The sequence below is a fragment of the Brucella rhizosphaerae genome (assembly GCF_002252475.1).
GTDB lineage: Bacteria > Pseudomonadota > Alphaproteobacteria > Rhizobiales > Rhizobiaceae > Brucella > Brucella rhizosphaerae.
This window is the reverse complement of sequence record NZ_NNRK01000033.1, coordinates 13637-28766: the sequence shown is the minus strand read 5'-3', so window position 1 is coordinate 28766 and position 15130 is coordinate 13637. Positions and strand designations below refer to the sequence as shown.

The following is a 15130-nucleotide window of genomic DNA, read 5'->3' as shown; positions in this document are numbered from 1 at the left end:
CGCGCCGTTGGCTTTAGCCACAAAACGGCGCGATCTCTTTAGTGACTGGGTGAGGGATAAAATCTTCCCTCCACCAGCAATATTCTCTCTATCCTTTATGCCTTGCGGATAGCCGACGCAACGAGCGATACGACGAGAAGTGCAAGGAATACGAAGAACAGAATCTGTGCGATACCGGCTGATGCACCAGCGATGCCACCGAAGCCCAAGGCACCTGCGACCAGAGCTACTACGAGAAAAACGAGAGTGTAATAAAGCATTATGGGTCTCCTCTTCATTGATTGAAAGGGAAACGCCCGGTATGTGCTTTTGGTTCCTCGAAATAGACAATTTGCAGGTCCAGACCCAAAAAAATCACGCGTTTTCAAGCGGATGATTATCTGCTGTAAGCCAATGCCCCTGAAAAGAGTACTTCTTTGCAGGGGGCACGGACTTATGAGCTATAATCTTGTGGCTTTAAGCTGCGACTTGAGCGGCTTCCTCAAAAAACAGGGCCTGGCTGATGAGCGCCTTGACCATATCGGGATTGAACGGCTTGGTCACAAGGAAGGTTGGCTCGGGCCGCTCGCCTGTAAGAAGGCGCTCAGGGAACGCGGTAATGAAGATCACAGGAACCGTATCGTCCTGCAGGATCTCGTTTACCGCATCTATACCCGAGCTACCATCGGCGAGCTGAATGTCTGCAAGCACCATGCGGGGTTTCTCTTGCTTATAAAGCGCGAGCGCCTCATCCTTAGTGCGCGCGATCCCAACCACTTCGTGGCCCAGACTTTCGACCATCTGTTCGATGTCCATGGCAATCAGCGGTTCATCTTCGATGATCATGATGCGGGTAGCGACCTGCTTCGAGATTTCAGTAGAAGCGTCTGCAAGAATCCGGCCAAACTCGCCTTCATCCAATTCCAGAATTTCGGCTGCCTCACGATCGTTGAAACCTTCGACGGCGACGAGCAAGAATGCCTGTCGTGGCAACGGAGCGATGTGGGACAAATTTCGTGCAGCCTGTTTTTCCCATGCAAATTCGGAAGCAGGTTCCGGTATCTGTACGGCGGCTGTTTTATAAAGATTGCAGAACAACCGATAAAGAGCGATCCGGTCGGCGGATGAAGGCGGGAAGATGCTGATATCAGCAATCAAGGCTTCCAGTGTGGCTGCTACATAGGCATCACCTGATGCCTGCGAACCTGTCAGGGCACGCGAAAAACGGCGAAGATAGGGAAGGTGCGGCGCAATACGCGTCGATAACGTCATGGTTCTTGGACTCCTCAGTGCCGCAATTCTTGTTTTTTTACATAAACAATAAGGCTCGAATGCCTCGGAGAATGTTATAGAGCGCGGCATTATGATACGAAAACGTCACCGATTGAAAAAAGTTCCATGATGAAGTGATAATTCAGGGAACTTTTTCAGAGTAGGCGCATTTAGCCTGTGAAGCTGGGGCTTGGTAATACTGAAACAGGGCTTATTGCCTGGAATGAACAAGAGATGACGAACAAAAAAAACCTTCAAGCGAACGGGGCCCAGATACGGCTCAATGGGCGCGTCCGGAAGGACATTTTGGGGCCGAACTGTGAAGTCGGATTGAAACTCAAGGCGCTTTATACTTCAATACAGGATGAGACAATTCCGGATCGTTTTCTCGATCTGTTGGAAAAACTCGATCAGGCTGAACAGGAGAGTACGCGTGAGCAGAGCACTGGTTCCGTCGGCTGAGGAGATGGCGCAATTCAAGCGTGAACTCCTGGCATCGTTGCCGAGTCTGCGTGCGTTTGCGGTATCGTTGATCGGGCAGCCTGACCGTGCTGACGATCTCGTTCAGGATACAATAATGAAAGCCTGGGCCAAGCAGGAATCCTTTGAGTTGGGAACCAACATGAAGGCTTGGCTGTTTACGATCCTTCGTAACGAGTTCTACACCCAGATGCGCAAACGCGGTCGGGAGGTGCAGGACACGGATGGTGTGTTCAGCGAACAACTCGCCGTGCATCCCGCACAATACGGAATGCTTGATTTGCAAGATTTTAAGGCGGCTCTTGAGCAGTTGCCTGATGATCAACGCGAAGCCATCATTCTGATCGGTGCATCGGGTTTTGCCTACGAGGAAGCAGCCGAAATCTGCGGATGCGCTGTTGGCACGATCAAAAGCCGTGTCAGCCGGGCTCGCACACGTCTGCAGGAAATATTGCAGATCGAGGGCGATGGAGACTACGGACCTGATGCCAATTCTTCCCGCGCAACTTTGAGAAGCTTTGCCTAGGGCTATTCCGGTAAAAGTGAATCACCGACGCGTTGTCCAGCGCAAAATCGGTTCACACTTCTGCCGGGAATGCTCTGAGTCCTTTTTTGCAATGGCTGCTTGAATATTTTGCTCTGCTAATATTTGCGTGCTAAACCAGCGCCGGTGATCCGTAATGGTCGTCGGCGCTGGTGGTTGGATTCGGCATTTGCATCCGTCAATTACAAGCATTGAGCAAATGTCGGAATCTCAATGACCATTAGCAATTTTATGAATCTGGTGGATTGAATTTGACGTTTGAAACCGCATCTCAGATGCTTCGGGGCTCAAACATCAAACTCAATCCATGGTTTGCGGCTTCAAACCGTTGCAGCGCTACTGTTTTCGGCGCCTTTGCGCGCGAAGCCTGAGCGTAATAGTTCTATCGTGGATTGACCTTTGCCATCAGCCTTTTCAAATCGCCTTTTTAAACCTTCCGTACGACCGATAGCATTTATCGTGTCGCTTAGTCTGGTCTTGCTATCGGCCTTGATAACGCTATTCCTCTCCTATGGTGTTAATAACCAAGTCGTTGATATATCGAAGAATTTTGAACTGCGTGAGCAAGTGGGCCGGGTTACCCGTATTGCCTCAAATATCGAGATGAGCCGTCGTGGCTATCTTCTGACATTGGATGACGCTTATCTTGATCTTTATCAGCGCTCTATCGTCAATATCGATCAGACACTCTCTGATCTTGCTTTATTGACGGAAGGCAATCCACAACAGGATGCGCGCGTCAGAAAGATCAAGGCGCTGGTCGAGCGCGCCCATGATGATGTGCGTGCCACTGTCAACCTTGCCAAGGCAGGCAAAGTTCAGGAAGCGATTGAAAAAGTGCGTAGTGATGAGGGCAGAGTCCTCATGGACCAGCTTTCCGATACTGTGTCGCAGTTCATCGCCACTGAAGAACAGGAACTTGCCGAGCGCAATGCTTATATCGACCAGATGCGTTACTGGCTGACTGCGACTTCGATTGTCGCGCTTGCCTCCGCTGTCGTGCTGGGCTTTTTGCTTTTTTCACGCGTTCAGCGCGCAGCACGTGCTCTGTTTGAAGGCCAGTCGGCGCTGCTTTCGGAAAAAGAACTTCTTGAACAGCGGGTGAGTGAGCGAACAGCTGAGTTGGAGAAAGAACGCGCCGTTGCTGAAAGGGAGCGGAAGCGCGTCGAAATTCTGTTGCATGATTCCAATCACCGTATCGGCAATTCGCTTGCGACTGTTTCGTCTCTGCTTGGCTTGCAATTGCGGCAGACCCGCAGCGAAGAAGCGCGTGCCGCCTTATCCGCTGCCCGCGATCGCGTGCAAACCGTTTCCACCGCTCACCGCAGGCTTCGTCTTGGGGAGGATATGGAATCGACACGTATCGACGAATTCCTGGAAACCGTTATTGAGGATATTCGCAACGCTATCGGTGAAGATCGCAAGATCAGCTTTCAGACCGATTTTGCGCCGCTCGATCTCAAGGCACGAGACGTCACGACTGTTGGCATCATTCTTGGAGAGCTCATCACCAATGCCGTCAAGCACGCCTTTAAGGGGCGGCAAGAAGGACAGATTGCAGTAAGCTTCAAATATGATGATGAAACCGGAATACCTGCGCTGATCGTTGAAGACAACGGAATTGGCTGGCAGAAGGATGAAGCTGAGAGTGCCAAGGAGCAGACCGGGTTGGGTACGCTGGTCGTTGAGCAGCTTTGCATGCAGTTTGGTGAAAAGCCGGTTTATGCTACCGCACAAGGTGGCTCTGGAACGCGTGTGATTGTTCAGCTTTCCTCACTTGCGATCTCAAAAGAAGAGCGGGAAACTGAAGCCGCCGTATAAAAAAGCTGACAATAACGAACAGCTCCCGATGACAAGTCACGGGAGCTGTTTCTATTTTTGATGAAAGCACATCGCGTTCGATTGAACCTGGCCGATACGCTTCAGCGCTTTTTCTTATCAGAAAGCAGGCTGACGAGTGCGATACCTACGAGAGGCAATGCAACAGCCAGTATCGGACGTTTCAGAATAGACGGTACCGTAGCAATTGCTGCGGTTGCCATCAGGGCCGATTTGTCTGCCTCAATACGCTGCTTACGTCTCTTCTCTTCTGCTGCGGCCTGAATTTTCAGAACGGCAAGAATAAGCAGAGCAAGGATCAGAGACAGGCCCGCAAGAATGAGTGCTGCAATCGGTCCACCATAATTTTCTGCAAGCGCCAGAAAAGCAGCGACGCAAAGAAATACGACGGCGATGAGGCCGAACACAGCAATTGCCGCTCCAAAAATGGCGGCACGCTTGGCTCGCCCGGTGAGGAGCTTGAACTCTTCACCGGCAAGGGATGCCACGACTGGCGCCAAAAGTTTCAGCATGGCGCGGATCAGCGACGTGAGAGAAGGGCAAGCAGATAGCCAACGCCCAATGCCGTCGCCAGCGATGCAATCGGCCGGGCGCGGATCGTCTCGGTCAATTGTGCTTCAACATCCTGAGCTTTGTTTTTCAGGTCGCCAACCACGTCTTCGCTTTGAATATAGGCGCTTTTGTAAGTTTCCTTGGCGGTTCGCTTCGCATCACGGACGGTCTGCGAGCCCAGATTGGCCAAGGTGGCAGCAATGGCTGCAATATCTTCCTTGAGTTGTTCGACCTGCGACTGAAGGTCGTCGGTTGTCGAATCCGCCAGTGCTTCTTCGAGTTTTTCCTCGATCTTACGCGTATTTGTTGTTCCGCGCGCCATATCAGGCCTCCTGTTCGATCTCTGGTCTGCAACATATGTTGTTCAACCGGGATAACGTTATTCAGGCCCAATGGTTGCATGCAAAGCCGCAGGTCAGCAACTCAATGCACGACCTACTGCAAGTCATGGTAAATATCAGCGGACGCCAGAGAAGGCAGGGTGATCTTCTCGCCTCATGCAAAAAGCAGGTAGGCAGCCCCCAGCAAGGTTATGAAAGCCAGGCCATAATGGGATGGTTTCAACAGTCGCTGCTGCACAGGCAATGGATCGTCATTTCCAGCCATGGCCATGCGTGCAGCATTTTCGAGGGTCTGAATGTCTTTGAACATCATTGGCATGTCCTCCACAGGCCTCTGGCAGACCTGAACCATTTACGAGAAATGTCGGCCTGTCCGTATTCTCTATATCACGTCTGATTTGACGTTTTTATGCAACAGGTATTTCTGCCCCAATCCAGCTGGTTTTTGGGACCTCAAGGATGGGAAAATTCGATTAAATTCAAAACATGACTTGCATCATCAGGTTAATGGGAGTTAAGAAAAGGCCAGACAAGCGGCGCGACGGTCTGCATGAACGATCTGTCATGAGCGCTCGGACCTGAACAATCAAAAGGCGATCAAGATGACTGGTTTCTGGCGAAAAGGCTTCACGGCTGCGGCGATGGGCGTGGGGCTACTGGCATTTGCGGGTTCTGCACTTGCGCAAGGGACGTCCGAGCCTGCCACTAACAATCCGGCTGCAACGAGCCCAGCACCAACTACGCCAGCACCAACTACACCGGCGCCAGGCGCTCCTGGTGCAAGTGAGCCAGCAACACAGGCACCTGCTAGTCCCGCAACAAGCCCGGCGGCAGGTAATGCTGCTCCCACGGCTCAGGCACCTGCAACGCAGCCAGCAGAACAGCCAGCGGCGGCACCTTCTACAGCTCAATCAAACGAGCCTGCTGCAACCCAACAGGCCGCACCTGAAGTAGCTCAACCTGTGACGTCTGCGGAAGCAGCGCCTGCTTTCGTATTGCCACATGATCTTTCGCCTTGGGGCATGTTCATGGCTGCCGATTGGGTCGTTAAGTCGGTCATGATCGGTCTTGCACTTGCATCGCTGGCAACCTGGACGATTTGGGTTGCCAAATCGCTTGAACTTGCTGGTGCACGCAGCCGCGCCAAGCGCGCAATGAAGGTGATTGGCCATTCCGCGACGCTCTCTGAAGCGGTCCGTTCTCTCGACGGTGCAAAAGGTCCTTCAGCAATTCTTGTGCGTGCAGCCGAAGATGAAGTTCGTCTCTCCAGCCCGGCATTGGCGCGTGCAGGCGGCGAAGGTCTTAAAGAGCGCGTTTCTTCGCGTCTGTCGCGCATCGAAGCAAAGGCCGGCCGTCGCCTCTCTAAAGGCACAGGTATTCTGGCAACCATCGGTTCGGTGGCCCCCTTCGTTGGCTTGTTCGGCACAGTCTGGGGGATCATGAATTCGTTCATTGGCATCAGTCAGGCGCAGACGACCAACCTTGCGGTTGTTGCTCCGGGTATTGCTGAAGCACTGCTCGCAACGGCTATCGGCCTTGTGGCCGCTATTCCGGCTGTTGTGATCTACAACGTATTTGCTCGCGCTATCACAGGTTATCGTCAGCTTCTGGCAGATGCGTCTGCCGGTGTTGAGCGCCTTGTGAGCCGCGATCTCGACTTCAAGACTGCAGGTGTGCCGGACGGCAAGCTGCACGCTGCGGAGTAAGGCTTATGGCTGGCAAAATTCGCGAAGGCGACGGCGACGATCTGGAGCTGAACCACGAAATCAACGTGACGCCGTTCATCGACGTCATGCTGGTTCTGTTGATCATCTTCATGGTTGCAGCACCTTTGGCAACGGTTGATATCAATGTGGATCTGCCGGCATCGAGCGCAACACCTGCGCCGCGCCCGGACAAGCCGATCTATGTGACGCTCAAGGAAGACCTGACGGTCAGCGTTGGCAATGACACAGTGGTTCGTGAGGGGCTTGGATCCAAGCTTGACACAGTGTCTGAGAAGAACAAGGAAGCTCGCGTCTTCCTGCGCGCTGACAAGAACGTCGGATATGGCGAGCTGATGCGCGTGATGAACCTGCTCCGTGAAGCAGGTTATCTCAAGATCGCGCTTGTCGGACTTGAAACCATTGGCGCTGCTACGCCCGATGGCTCAACACCAGCCCCAGCTCAAGTTCCTACTACGCAGGGAGCGCAGTAATGAACAGACTTCCGCCCGAACACCCCCCTATAAAAAATGTGGCGTCGACCGACAGCCATCATCATTCCTTCTGGCATGATGCAGGGCGTTGGATTGGTGCGGGGATCATCGTTCTCAGTGTACATGCTGCTGGTGCTTATGCTGTGCATATGGCGAAAGAAGAAGATCAACCAGATGGCGCGCAGGTCGCGGCCATGATGATCGAGCTTGCGCCTGAACCTGAAGCGCCCATGGAAGAGGTGGCCTCTGAGGCACCACAGCAGGAAACAGCTGCTGAGCCTGAAGAACAGGTTGAGCCAGAACCGGTGCCGGAAGAAATCAAAGAGCCAGAACCTGAGCCTGAGCCGGAACCTGTCAAGGAGCCGGAAGAAGTGATTCCGGATGTGGTGGAAGCGCCAACGCCGGAAGTGGCTGTGCCGCTGCCGATCGAGAAGCCTGAGCCGAAGCCAGAAAAGAAGGTCGAAAAGCCAAAGCCTGAGAAGCCGAAGCCGGTTCAGAAGGTTGAAAAGCCAAAGCCCAAGAAGGCGGAACCAGCCAAGGAAACGCGTAAGGCAAGCGCGCCACGCATGGATGTTGATGCAGGCGCAAAGGCAGCAGCCAATCGTAGTGGCGAAAATAATGCCTCGGCTGGTGTCAGTTCCAATAAGTGGCAGTCCAAATTGCAAGCCCATATGCAGCGCAAGACGCGTTCGCTTCAGCGTAAAATTGGGCGTGGTGCAAAAGGTTTGGTACAGGTTTCAATCATCGTCGATCCGGCTGGGAATATACTCTCTACTAAGCTTGTTGCTTCGTCGGGCAATTCAGCTTTGGATCAGATGGCGCTCGAGGCCACGCGCAACGCCTCGCCCGTACCGGCTCCCCCGACGGCTATTGCTAAGTCGCGCAATGCTGTTGCGCTGCCATTGCTCTTCAAGTAAACGGCGAAATCTTTCAATAGAAAAGCCGGTCTGTTTCCAGACCGGCTTTTTTGTTTTGTAAGCTTGTTGACGCGTAGCGTCTATTCCGACGAGAGGGCTACCGCTGGAAGAAGCCTGGAGGCTTTGCGTGCCGGTAGAAAACCAAACACAAGCCCCGTTGCAAAGGCACAGGCGAAGGCGAGAAGCACAGGACCTGCACTGAAGCCGACAGGCATACCAGCCCACGATATAATTGCTGCCGTGCCGACGCCAAGAACAACACCGACAGCGCCGCCAATGGCCGAGACGGTGAGCGCTTCTGTGATGAACTGGAGCAGAATATCGCGGCGACGTGCACCGGTTGCCATGCGGACGCCGATCTCCCGGGTGCGTTCGGTGACGCTGACCAGCATGATATTCATGACGCCGATGCCACCCACCAGAAGCGAAATAGCTGCAACAGACCCCAGAAACAGTGTCATGGTCGATCCCATGGCCGCAGCGTCATCACGAATCGAGGACATGTTGGTGATCATGGTGTCACGCTGCTTGTGACGTTGATCCAGCAATTCCTGAATCTGATCCTGCGTCGTATCGATCAAATCAGCATCTTTCACCTGAACAGTGATTGTGCGGACATATTTCTGGCCAAACAGCCGGAGATTTCCGGTCGAAAGCGGCACGATCACCACATCGTCCTGATCGGAACCACCAAAGCCTGCTCCCTTGGTTTCCAAAGTTCCGATCACCTGAAAGGGTATTTTCTGGATCAGGATATATTGGCCAATAGGGTTTGAGCCATCCGGGAAGAGTGTCTTGACGACTGTAGTGCCGAGCACTGCAACGGGGGCATATGCTTCCATATCATGGGCAGTAATGAAGTCGCCGGTTGCGACCTTCCAGGATTTTGCTTCGGTGAACGCTGCAACGGTGCCGTTGGCTTGTGATTGATAATCGACATTGCCGCGTCGGAGTGTAACGCTTCCGGTCACTTCTGGAACCGCGGTTTTCACATTGGGCAATTGCAGGATCGCATCAGCATCTTCCGGCACGAGAGTGGCGACAGAGCCAGACCCTCGAAAACCCGGCATGGAGGGGCGGATGAGTACCAGATCGGTACCCATTGCGTTGATACGATCAAGGATAGAGTTTTGCGCGCCGGTACCGATTGCAAGCATGGTAACGACTGAACTCACGCCAATGATAATGCCGAGCAAAGTCAGGATCGTTCGGAAAATATTGGCACGCAGGGCGCGCATCGCCATTCTGATCGCTTCCGAAATATCGGCGATATGTGCGGCACCGCTTTCAGTCATTTTTTGCAGGGTTTTGGGCGCGTCGCCAGCTGGCATGTCTCGCATGGTGGTGTCGGACAGGATTTGTCCGTCGCGGATTTCGATCAGCCGGTCTGCACGTTCCGCAACCTCGCGCGCGTGGGTGATGACGATGATCGTATGGCCCTGCTCATGCATGGAGCGAAGCAGCGCCATGACATCTTCGCCACTCTGACTGTCGAGCGCACCTGTCGGCTCGTCTGCAAGAATGATGCGGCCGCCATTCATCAGTGCACGTGCAATTGAAACGCGCTGTTGCTGGCCACCAGATAACTGATTGGGGCGATGGTCCAAACGGTCGCCAAGTTTTAACGAGCCGAGAAGTTCGGCTGCACGCTCATGGCGTTCAGCAGCAGGCATGCCCGCATAGATCGCCGGTACTTCAACATTTTCCTGCGCGGTCGATGTTGCAATGAGATTGTAGCTCTGGAATACGAAGCCGAAAGTACGACGGCGCAAAGCGGCGAGCTCGTCTGCGTCAAGGGTCGACACGTCCTCGCCGTCCAGCAAATATTCACCGCCACTGGGACTGTCGAGACAGCCCAGAATATTCATGAGCGTCGACTTGCCCGATCCCGATGCGCCTTTGATGGCCACGAATTCACCGGCGCGGATATCAAGTGTAATGCCGTGCAGCACTTCCACCGCAAGATCGCCATTATGATACGTCTTGCGGATATCCTGTAGTCTGATGAGGGGCGCGTCGTTCATGGCTGATCCCATCAGAAGAACATGCCGCCGGGCCTGCGACCGCGCTGGGTTGAGCCTGCGGTAGCCGAAGCAGAGGTGACGACGACCCTGTCGCCTTCTTCAAGGCCACTTTTAATCTCAGCCTGTACGCGGTTGCGAACGCCGACTTCTACGGTGCGCTCGGCGGTCGACCCACTTCTATCGACAACCTGAACAGTTGTTTGTGGTTTGCCTGAGCCTTCACGCTTTGAGTTCAGCGCTGCGGTCGGAACAATCAGCACATTGTCGGCATGATCGAGAACGAAATAGACCTGCGCGCTCATATTGATCATGAGTTCGCCGGTTGGATTGGGAACATCGAACAGCGCATAATAGAGAACGACATTGTTGTCAGTCTGCGGTGTGGGTTTGATCTGGCGCAACGTACCTGTAAAGCGTTTTTCTGGTTGCCCCAGCAACGTGAAATAAACAGGCATGTTCGGCTTCAATTTGCTGATATCGGCTTCCGACACCTGCGCCTCTACCGTCATGACCTTAAGGTCAGCAACGGTGACGACGGTCGGCGCAGTTTGCACCGCGTTCAGCGTTTCGCCTTCCTTGGCGCTCTGGTCGACGACTGTGCCGGCCATCGGGCTGTAGATCTTGGTGTAACCGAGATCGACTGTGTCGCTGGCAAGCTGAGCCTCTTGTTGGCGGATTTGCGCGCTTAATGCTTTCACATCAGCGTCGGCCATGGCGAGATCAGCATCGGCCTGATCGATCGTTGATTGGGAAGCATTGCGGCTTGCAAGCAATGACCGCTGGCGGGCAGCATTGGATTTTTTCAGCGTCAGCTGTGCTTGTTTGCTCAAAAGCTGTGCTTTGAGATTGTCGAGCTGTGCGCTGGCGATTTCTACTTTTTTCTCAAATGGTGAGGGATCGATTTCAGCAATCAGATCTCCTTGCTTGACCTCATCGCCAACTTCGACTTTGACGCTTTTAAGCTGACCAGAGACCTGAGCACCAACATTGATACTGCGCAAGGCGCTGAGCGTGCCGACAGCTGTGATCGAATTTTCGATGTTTCCGCGTTCGACGGTCTCGGCCAGATAAGTGCTTTTCTGACTGCTGCTTTCGCGCGCGCTCAGGAAGTACCAGCCTGCACCAAAAGCAATGGCTGCGATTGGCAACCAAATCCACAAACGGCGACGATTGCGCGATGTGCGCTTGGTTGATGCGGTCTTTTTTTGACCTGCCGGAAGTGAATCGGTGGATCTAAGCACCCTGTATCCTCTGAGAACTCGATGTCAAATAACTGTCTTAAGCGGTTCTGGCAGCGATTGAATCGTTGAAACCGCTCCAACTTATTTTCTTTACGCATTATCCTTGCGCAAAATCGCTTCGCACTTTTGCGGGAAATGCTCCAAGCGGATATCTATGCTCACCCACTCAGGAATTCATCTTAATTATTTGTCATGCGCGGAATGGTCCTGGAGCTTAGATTTGCTGAAACTCCGCTGAGAATAGTGATTTCGAGAGTACAAATAAAAAAGCCGGAACATGGTTCCGGCTTTCATCAAGCTCGTCGCATTGTTTAATCAGGCGGTGCCTGTCGAGCCAAAGCCACCTGCGCCACGCTTTGTTTCGCTGGCTTGCGAACGCTCTTCGATCTTTGGCTGAACGACGGGTGCGAAGATGGCTTGTGCGATGCGCATGCCACGTTCGATGCGGAAATCGTCGTCCCCGAGATTAACCAGAAGTACCTTTATTTCACCGCGGTAATCCGAATCGATCGTGCCCGGTGTGTTGAGGCAGGTAATGCCGTTTTTGAATGCGAGGCCCGAACGCGGGCGGATCTGCACTTCATAACCTTCCGGGATTTCAAAGATGAGGCCAGTTGGCACCAAAGTCCGGCGGCCGGGAAGAAGTACAATCTGACGGTCTTCTGCAACAGCGGCGCGGAGATCCATGCCAGCAGAACCAGAAGTTTCATAAGCGGGGAGCTCAAGGCCTTCCGCATGTTCGAGGCGGATGATGCCGAGCGTTGGGGCTGGAGCGGATGCTGCGGTCATGAGGGAGCCTTTCTTACGAGAATTCAGTTTGGCCTGCGAGAATTCAAATTGGCGACGCTCATACGTGAAATTGCAACAAAGGTGTACAGCCAATTTGATGTTTTGCAATGATACTGCAGCACAGGATCATGCTTTTACACCATGAGCTGTGACATGTGAGGAGATTCAATTCCGTTCGAGCGGTACCGCGGTGGTCTCCTTGATCTCTTCCATCACGAAAGAAGCTGACACATCTGACAGTGGAACACTGGCAATGAGGCGCTGATAGAGACGGTCATAGGCTTTCACATCAGCAACGCGCGCTTTAAGCACATAATCCAGATCGCCGGTCATCCGATAAACACCAACGATTTCGGGAAAGCGCGCCGTGGCGTTGCGAAAGCGACCGAGCCATTCTGGGTCGTGGCTCGATGTGCGAACCAGAATGAAAACCGAAAGACCGCATCCCGCAATTTCAGCATCAACCAGAGCGACACGGGCCTTGATGATACCTTCATCTTCCATGCGCTTCACGCGCCGCCAGCAGGCGTTGCGGGAAAGGTTTACCCGTTCGGAAAGAGAATCAACCGACAAAGTGCCGTCAATTTGCAGCTCACCAAGGATTCTTCGGTCAATTTCATCCAATGATAGTTTCATATTGGGATATTTGTCTCACTTAATCCTGATTATCAAGGACAAATTGAGATTTCATCTCATGTGCTTTTGCTAAAATGATTTTCCAGAAAGGCGCGATTTGCGCTGCGTAACGGGAACAAATTGCTCATTGACGGGAGTATTTCCAATGACAACACGTATTACACGCCTCTTTACCGAGCATCCGGAATCTGTCGACGAAACCTATTTCCAGCATATGGCTTTTGCCGGACGTTTTTCATTTAAGCTGTTCGGTGCCGCTTTTGCTGCGCTTATCCATGCAATTTTGCCATTTTTGTTCGAGAAGACGGCAAGCACGATTGTCCGTCAGCTTTATGAGCGGACACATAACCGGAGCCGGTAATTTCCGGATTAAACATGTGCCGTTGGGCCGCCTATCTCGGACCTGAGACTTATCTGGAAGACATTATATCGTCTCCCTGCCATTCGCTCGTTGCACAAAGTCACGATGCGCATGAAGCGAAAACACGTACCAATGGCGACGGCTTTGGTGTTGCCTGGTACGGCAAACGCGATGAACCAGGGCTTTATCGGGATATTCTGCCCGCCTGGTCGGATCAGAATCTACGTAGTCTGGCGCGACAAATTCAGTCGCGCCTTTTTCTTGCACATGTGCGCGCATCGACCGGTGGACTAACCAGCAGGTCTAATTGCCATCCGTTTGTGTCGGGCCGCTGGAGCTTTATGCATAATGGGCAGATTGGTAATTTTGAACGCCTGCGGCGCAGGCTTGAAAGCCATCTGAGCGATGACGTCTATTGTCAGAAGCACGGTGCGACCGATTCGGAACTGATATTCCTTCTGATGCTTGAGTTTGGTCTTGATGGAGACCCCGCACTGGCCATGAAGCGGATGGTCGCAACGATCGTTGAAGAAGCCGTATGCGCAGGCGTGCCGCCATTTCTGCGTTTGACGGCCGCTTTTTCAGACGGCAATCAGCTTTACGCCATCCGCTATGCCACAGATGCTTTTGCGCCGACGCTCTATACGGCGACACTGGGCAGTGCATCGGGGATTTGCGTGGTTTCGGAGCCGCTTGATGGCGAAGCTGGAAACTGGATGGCTGTTCCGGCAAATAGCTTTGTTACGGTTTCCCGACAGGGTCGTATCGCCATCGATGTATTTGAGGGGCCAGTTTCTCTGCCCCGAGACGTAGCTAAGGTTTAGGCGCTACCGATCAATATACCTGCAGCCAGAACCAGCGCGCCGCCGAACACGACTTGTAAGGCTGCGCGGAAGAATGGCGTTTCCATATAGCGGTTCTGGATGAAGGCGATGGCCCAAAGTTCAAAGAAAACCAGAATTGCAGCAATGGTCGTTGCGGTCCAGAAATCCCTGATCAGGTAAGGCAGGGTATGACCGAGGCCGCCGAGTGTCGTCATCACGCCGCACGAAATGCCGCGCTTGATCGGCGAGCCACGGCCTGAGAGCTTGCCATCATCATGCACGGCTTCGGTGAAGCCCATGGAAATACCTGCGCCGACCGATGCCGAAAGGCCAATCAGAAATGTCTGCCATGTATCCTGTGTAGCAAAGGCTGCGGCGAAAATCGGGGCGAGGGTGGAAACAGAGCCATCCATGAGGCCCGCCAGCCCTGGCTGCACATAGGTCAGAATGAATTGTTTGCGTTCAAGCGCCCGTTCTTCGTCCTGAACATTATGCGGTGTCAGTTCGTCCTCAAGCGATTCGGCTTTCGCCTCGTGCTTCTTTTCCTGCTGGGCCAGATCACCAAGTAACTTGCGTGTGCCAGCATCAGTTACCCGTTTGGCTGCCTCCACATAAAAGCGGTACGCTTGTTCCTCCATCTGTGTTGCAGCATCGCGCACCTTGTCGATACCGAGCGGGCGTACCAGCCAGTCGGGTTTGCGTTCATAATAGCCACTCACATGCTCGCGACGGATCAGCGGGATGCGCTCACCAAAGCGCGCGCGATGACGTTCGATCAACGCGTCGCGATGCTCATGTTCTTCAGCTGCCATCTGTTCGAATATTTTTGCTGACTGCGGAAATTCATCGCGCAGACCATCCGCATAGGCGAGATAGATGCGCGCATCATCTTCTTCTGAAGATATGGCAAGCGCCAATATTTCCTGTTCAGAGAGCGAATCAAACGGGCGGCGACCATTGCGAAAGAACCGGCTAAGCATGTGGAAATTCCAAAGTTTAGAATAGTTCTAAAATAAGTCGAATGGCCTGAAAGTCAAGTCTTGCAGCATGTGAGCAACTGGAGCATTAGAGCGCCGATCTGTTTTTATCAGATTGGCGCATCTCAAAGTTTGCTTTCGCGCGCATCTTGTCCGA

At 53.2% G+C, this 15130-nt stretch carries 18 protein-coding genes; 8 read left to right on the top strand and 10 right to left on the bottom strand.

Annotated elements, in window-relative coordinates; genetic code table 11:
* Nucleotides 1-95: 95 nt before the first annotated feature.
* The gene (locus CEV32_RS15935) at nt 96-260 is read right to left on the bottom strand and encodes a DUF1328 domain-containing protein (RefSeq protein ID WP_094578110.1); all 165 of its coding nucleotides are present in this window, start codon (nt 258-260) and stop codon (nt 96-98) included.
* A 196-nt stretch (nt 261-456) separates the two neighbouring features.
* Nucleotides 457-1251 carry a response regulator gene (locus tag CEV32_RS15930; RefSeq protein ID WP_094578109.1) on the bottom strand — a complete coding sequence of 265 codons (795 nt, stop codon included), beginning with the start codon at nt 1249-1251 and terminating at the stop codon, nt 457-459.
* A 234-nt stretch (nt 1252-1485) separates the two neighbouring features.
* On the opposite strand from CEV32_RS15930, the gene CEV32_RS15925 reads away from it, so the two are divergent.
* The 3 genes from CEV32_RS15925 to CEV32_RS15915 all read left to right on the top strand — a co-directional run bounded on the left by CEV32_RS15925 (nt 1486) and on the right by CEV32_RS15915 (nt 4096).
* Nucleotides 1486-1713, top strand: a complete 228-nt coding sequence (locus CEV32_RS15925) for a NepR family anti-sigma factor (RefSeq protein WP_024895687.1) — start codon at nt 1486-1488, stop codon at nt 1711-1713.
* A 4-nt stretch (nt 1714-1717) separates the two neighbouring features.
* Complete coding sequence (locus CEV32_RS15920; RefSeq protein WP_094578108.1) at nt 1718-2257, top strand: RNA polymerase sigma factor; 540 nt, start codon at nt 1718-1720, stop codon at nt 2255-2257.
* A gap of 417 nt (nt 2258-2674) precedes the next feature.
* Complete coding sequence (locus tag CEV32_RS15915) at nt 2675-4096, top strand: sensor histidine kinase (RefSeq protein ID WP_094578107.1); 1422 nt, start codon at nt 2675-2677, stop codon at nt 4094-4096.
* A 101-nt stretch (nt 4097-4197) separates the two neighbouring features.
* Here CEV32_RS15915 and CEV32_RS15910 read toward each other — a convergent pair whose 3' ends face one another.
* The 3 genes from CEV32_RS15910 to CEV32_RS23730 all read right to left on the bottom strand — a co-directional run bounded on the left by CEV32_RS15910 (nt 4198) and on the right by CEV32_RS23730 (nt 5320).
* The gene (locus CEV32_RS15910) at nt 4198-4626 is read right to left on the bottom strand and encodes a hypothetical protein (RefSeq protein WP_094578106.1); all 429 of its coding nucleotides are present in this window, start codon (nt 4624-4626) and stop codon (nt 4198-4200) included.
* Nucleotides 4627-4634: 8 nt separating this feature from the next.
* Nucleotides 4635-4988, bottom strand: coding sequence for a DUF883 family protein (locus CEV32_RS15905; RefSeq protein WP_094578105.1), 354 nt, complete (start codon nt 4986-4988; stop codon nt 4635-4637).
* A gap of 173 nt (nt 4989-5161) precedes the next feature.
* Nucleotides 5162-5320, bottom strand: coding sequence for a hypothetical protein (locus CEV32_RS23730; RefSeq protein WP_167382817.1), 159 nt, complete (start codon nt 5318-5320; stop codon nt 5162-5164).
* Between the two features lie 289 nt (nt 5321-5609).
* On the opposite strand from CEV32_RS23730, the gene exbB reads away from it, so the two are divergent.
* From exbB to CEV32_RS15890, 3 genes are read left to right on the top strand one after another with little or no spacing between them, the layout of a single operon-like run.
* Nucleotides 5610-6713 carry a tonB-system energizer ExbB gene (gene exbB, locus CEV32_RS15900; protein ID WP_094578104.1) on the top strand — a complete coding sequence of 368 codons (1104 nt, stop codon included), beginning with the start codon at nt 5610-5612 and terminating at the stop codon, nt 6711-6713.
* 5 nt (nt 6714-6718) lie between these two features.
* Nucleotides 6719-7204 carry a TonB system transport protein ExbD gene (gene exbD / locus CEV32_RS15895; RefSeq protein WP_094578103.1) on the top strand — a complete coding sequence of 162 codons (486 nt, stop codon included), beginning with the start codon at nt 6719-6721 and terminating at the stop codon, nt 7202-7204.
* Nucleotides 7204-8121: an energy transducer TonB family protein gene (locus CEV32_RS15890; protein ID WP_094578102.1), complete on the top strand. Its 918-nt coding sequence runs from the start codon at nt 7204-7206 to the stop codon at nt 8119-8121. Before exbD ends, CEV32_RS15890 begins: the two co-directional genes overlap by 1 nt.
* Before the next feature lie 80 nt (nt 8122-8201).
* On the opposite strand, the gene CEV32_RS15885 is transcribed toward CEV32_RS15890, so the two are convergent.
* The 4 genes from CEV32_RS15885 to CEV32_RS15870 form a co-directional block, all read right to left on the bottom strand.
* Nucleotides 8202-10157 carry a MacB family efflux pump subunit gene (locus CEV32_RS15885; protein WP_094578101.1) on the bottom strand — a complete coding sequence of 652 codons (1956 nt, stop codon included), beginning with the start codon at nt 10155-10157 and terminating at the stop codon, nt 8202-8204.
* A complete protein-coding gene (locus CEV32_RS15880; RefSeq protein ID WP_094578100.1) occupies nt 10157-11386 on the bottom strand; it encodes an efflux RND transporter periplasmic adaptor subunit in 1230 nt (409 codons plus the stop codon). The genes CEV32_RS15885 and CEV32_RS15880 overlap by 1 nt, the downstream gene beginning before the upstream one ends.
* A 315-nt stretch (nt 11387-11701) precedes the next feature.
* Complete coding sequence (dut, locus tag CEV32_RS15875; protein WP_094578314.1) at nt 11702-12175, bottom strand: dUTP diphosphatase; 474 nt, start codon at nt 12173-12175, stop codon at nt 11702-11704.
* A 165-nt stretch (nt 12176-12340) separates the two neighbouring features.
* Nucleotides 12341-12811, bottom strand: a complete 471-nt coding sequence (locus CEV32_RS15870; RefSeq protein WP_094578099.1) for an Lrp/AsnC family transcriptional regulator — start codon at nt 12809-12811, stop codon at nt 12341-12343.
* 145 nt (nt 12812-12956) lie between these two features.
* Between CEV32_RS15870 and CEV32_RS15865 the strand changes: the two genes are divergently transcribed.
* Together CEV32_RS15865 and CEV32_RS15860 are read left to right on the top strand one after the other, a co-directional pair.
* The gene (locus CEV32_RS15865; protein ID WP_094578098.1) at nt 12957-13172 is read left to right on the top strand and encodes a DUF6356 family protein; all 216 of its coding nucleotides are present in this window, start codon (nt 12957-12959) and stop codon (nt 13170-13172) included.
* Nucleotides 13173-13186: 14 nt separating this feature from the next.
* Nucleotides 13187-13996: a class II glutamine amidotransferase gene (locus CEV32_RS15860; protein WP_094578097.1), complete on the top strand. Its 810-nt coding sequence runs from the start codon at nt 13187-13189 to the stop codon at nt 13994-13996.
* On the opposite strand, the gene mbfA is transcribed toward CEV32_RS15860, so the two are convergent.
* Nucleotides 13993-14976, bottom strand: a complete 984-nt coding sequence (gene mbfA, locus CEV32_RS15855) for an iron exporter MbfA (protein WP_094578096.1) — start codon at nt 14974-14976, stop codon at nt 13993-13995. The genes CEV32_RS15860 and mbfA overlap by 4 nt on opposite strands.
* Nucleotides 14977-15130 lie beyond the last annotated feature (154 nt).

Bases quoted from the DNA above. Each gene is read 5' to 3' on its own strand.
- CEV32_RS15870 (WP_094578099.1), bottom strand. From the start codon at position 12,811: ATGAAACTATCATTGGATGAAATTGACCGAAGAATCCTTGGTGAGCTG.
- CEV32_RS15890 (WP_094578102.1), top strand. From the start codon at position 7,204: ATGAACAGACTTCCGCCCGAACACCCCCCTATAAAAAATGTGGCGTCG.
- exbB (WP_094578104.1), top strand. From the start codon at position 5,610: ATGACTGGTTTCTGGCGAAAAGGCTTCACGGCTGCGGCGATGGGCGTG.
- CEV32_RS15920 (WP_094578108.1), top strand. From the start codon at position 1,718: ATGGCGCAATTCAAGCGTGAACTCCTGGCATCGTTGCCGAGTCTGCGT.
- CEV32_RS23730 (WP_167382817.1), bottom strand. From the start codon at position 5,320: ATGATGTTCAAAGACATTCAGACCCTCGAAAATGCTGCACGCATGGCC.
- CEV32_RS15930 (WP_094578109.1), bottom strand. From the start codon at position 1,251: ATGACGTTATCGACGCGTATTGCGCCGCACCTTCCCTATCTTCGCCGT.
- CEV32_RS15910 (WP_094578106.1), bottom strand. From the start codon at position 4,626: ATGCTGAAACTTTTGGCGCCAGTCGTGGCATCCCTTGCCGGTGAAGAG.
- exbD (WP_094578103.1), top strand. From the start codon at position 6,719: ATGGCTGGCAAAATTCGCGAAGGCGACGGCGACGATCTGGAGCTGAAC.
- mbfA (WP_094578096.1), bottom strand. From the start codon at position 14,976: ATGCTTAGCCGGTTCTTTCGCAATGGTCGCCGCCCGTTTGATTCGCTC.
- CEV32_RS15935 (WP_094578110.1), bottom strand. From the start codon at position 260: ATGCTTTATTACACTCTCGTTTTTCTCGTAGTAGCTCTGGTCGCAGGT.
- CEV32_RS15905 (WP_094578105.1), bottom strand. From the start codon at position 4,988: ATGGCGCGCGGAACAACAAATACGCGTAAGATCGAGGAAAAACTCGAA.
- CEV32_RS15925 (WP_024895687.1), top strand. From the start codon at position 1,486: ATGACGAACAAAAAAAACCTTCAAGCGAACGGGGCCCAGATACGGCTC.
- CEV32_RS15885 (WP_094578101.1), bottom strand. From the start codon at position 10,157: ATGGGATCAGCCATGAACGACGCGCCCCTCATCAGACTACAGGATATC.
- dut (WP_094578314.1), bottom strand. From the start codon at position 12,175: ATGACCGCAGCATCCGCTCCAGCCCCAACGCTCGGCATCATCCGCCTC.
- CEV32_RS15860 (WP_094578097.1), top strand. From the start codon at position 13,187: ATGTGCCGTTGGGCCGCCTATCTCGGACCTGAGACTTATCTGGAAGAC.
- CEV32_RS15865 (WP_094578098.1), top strand. From the start codon at position 12,957: ATGACAACACGTATTACACGCCTCTTTACCGAGCATCCGGAATCTGTC.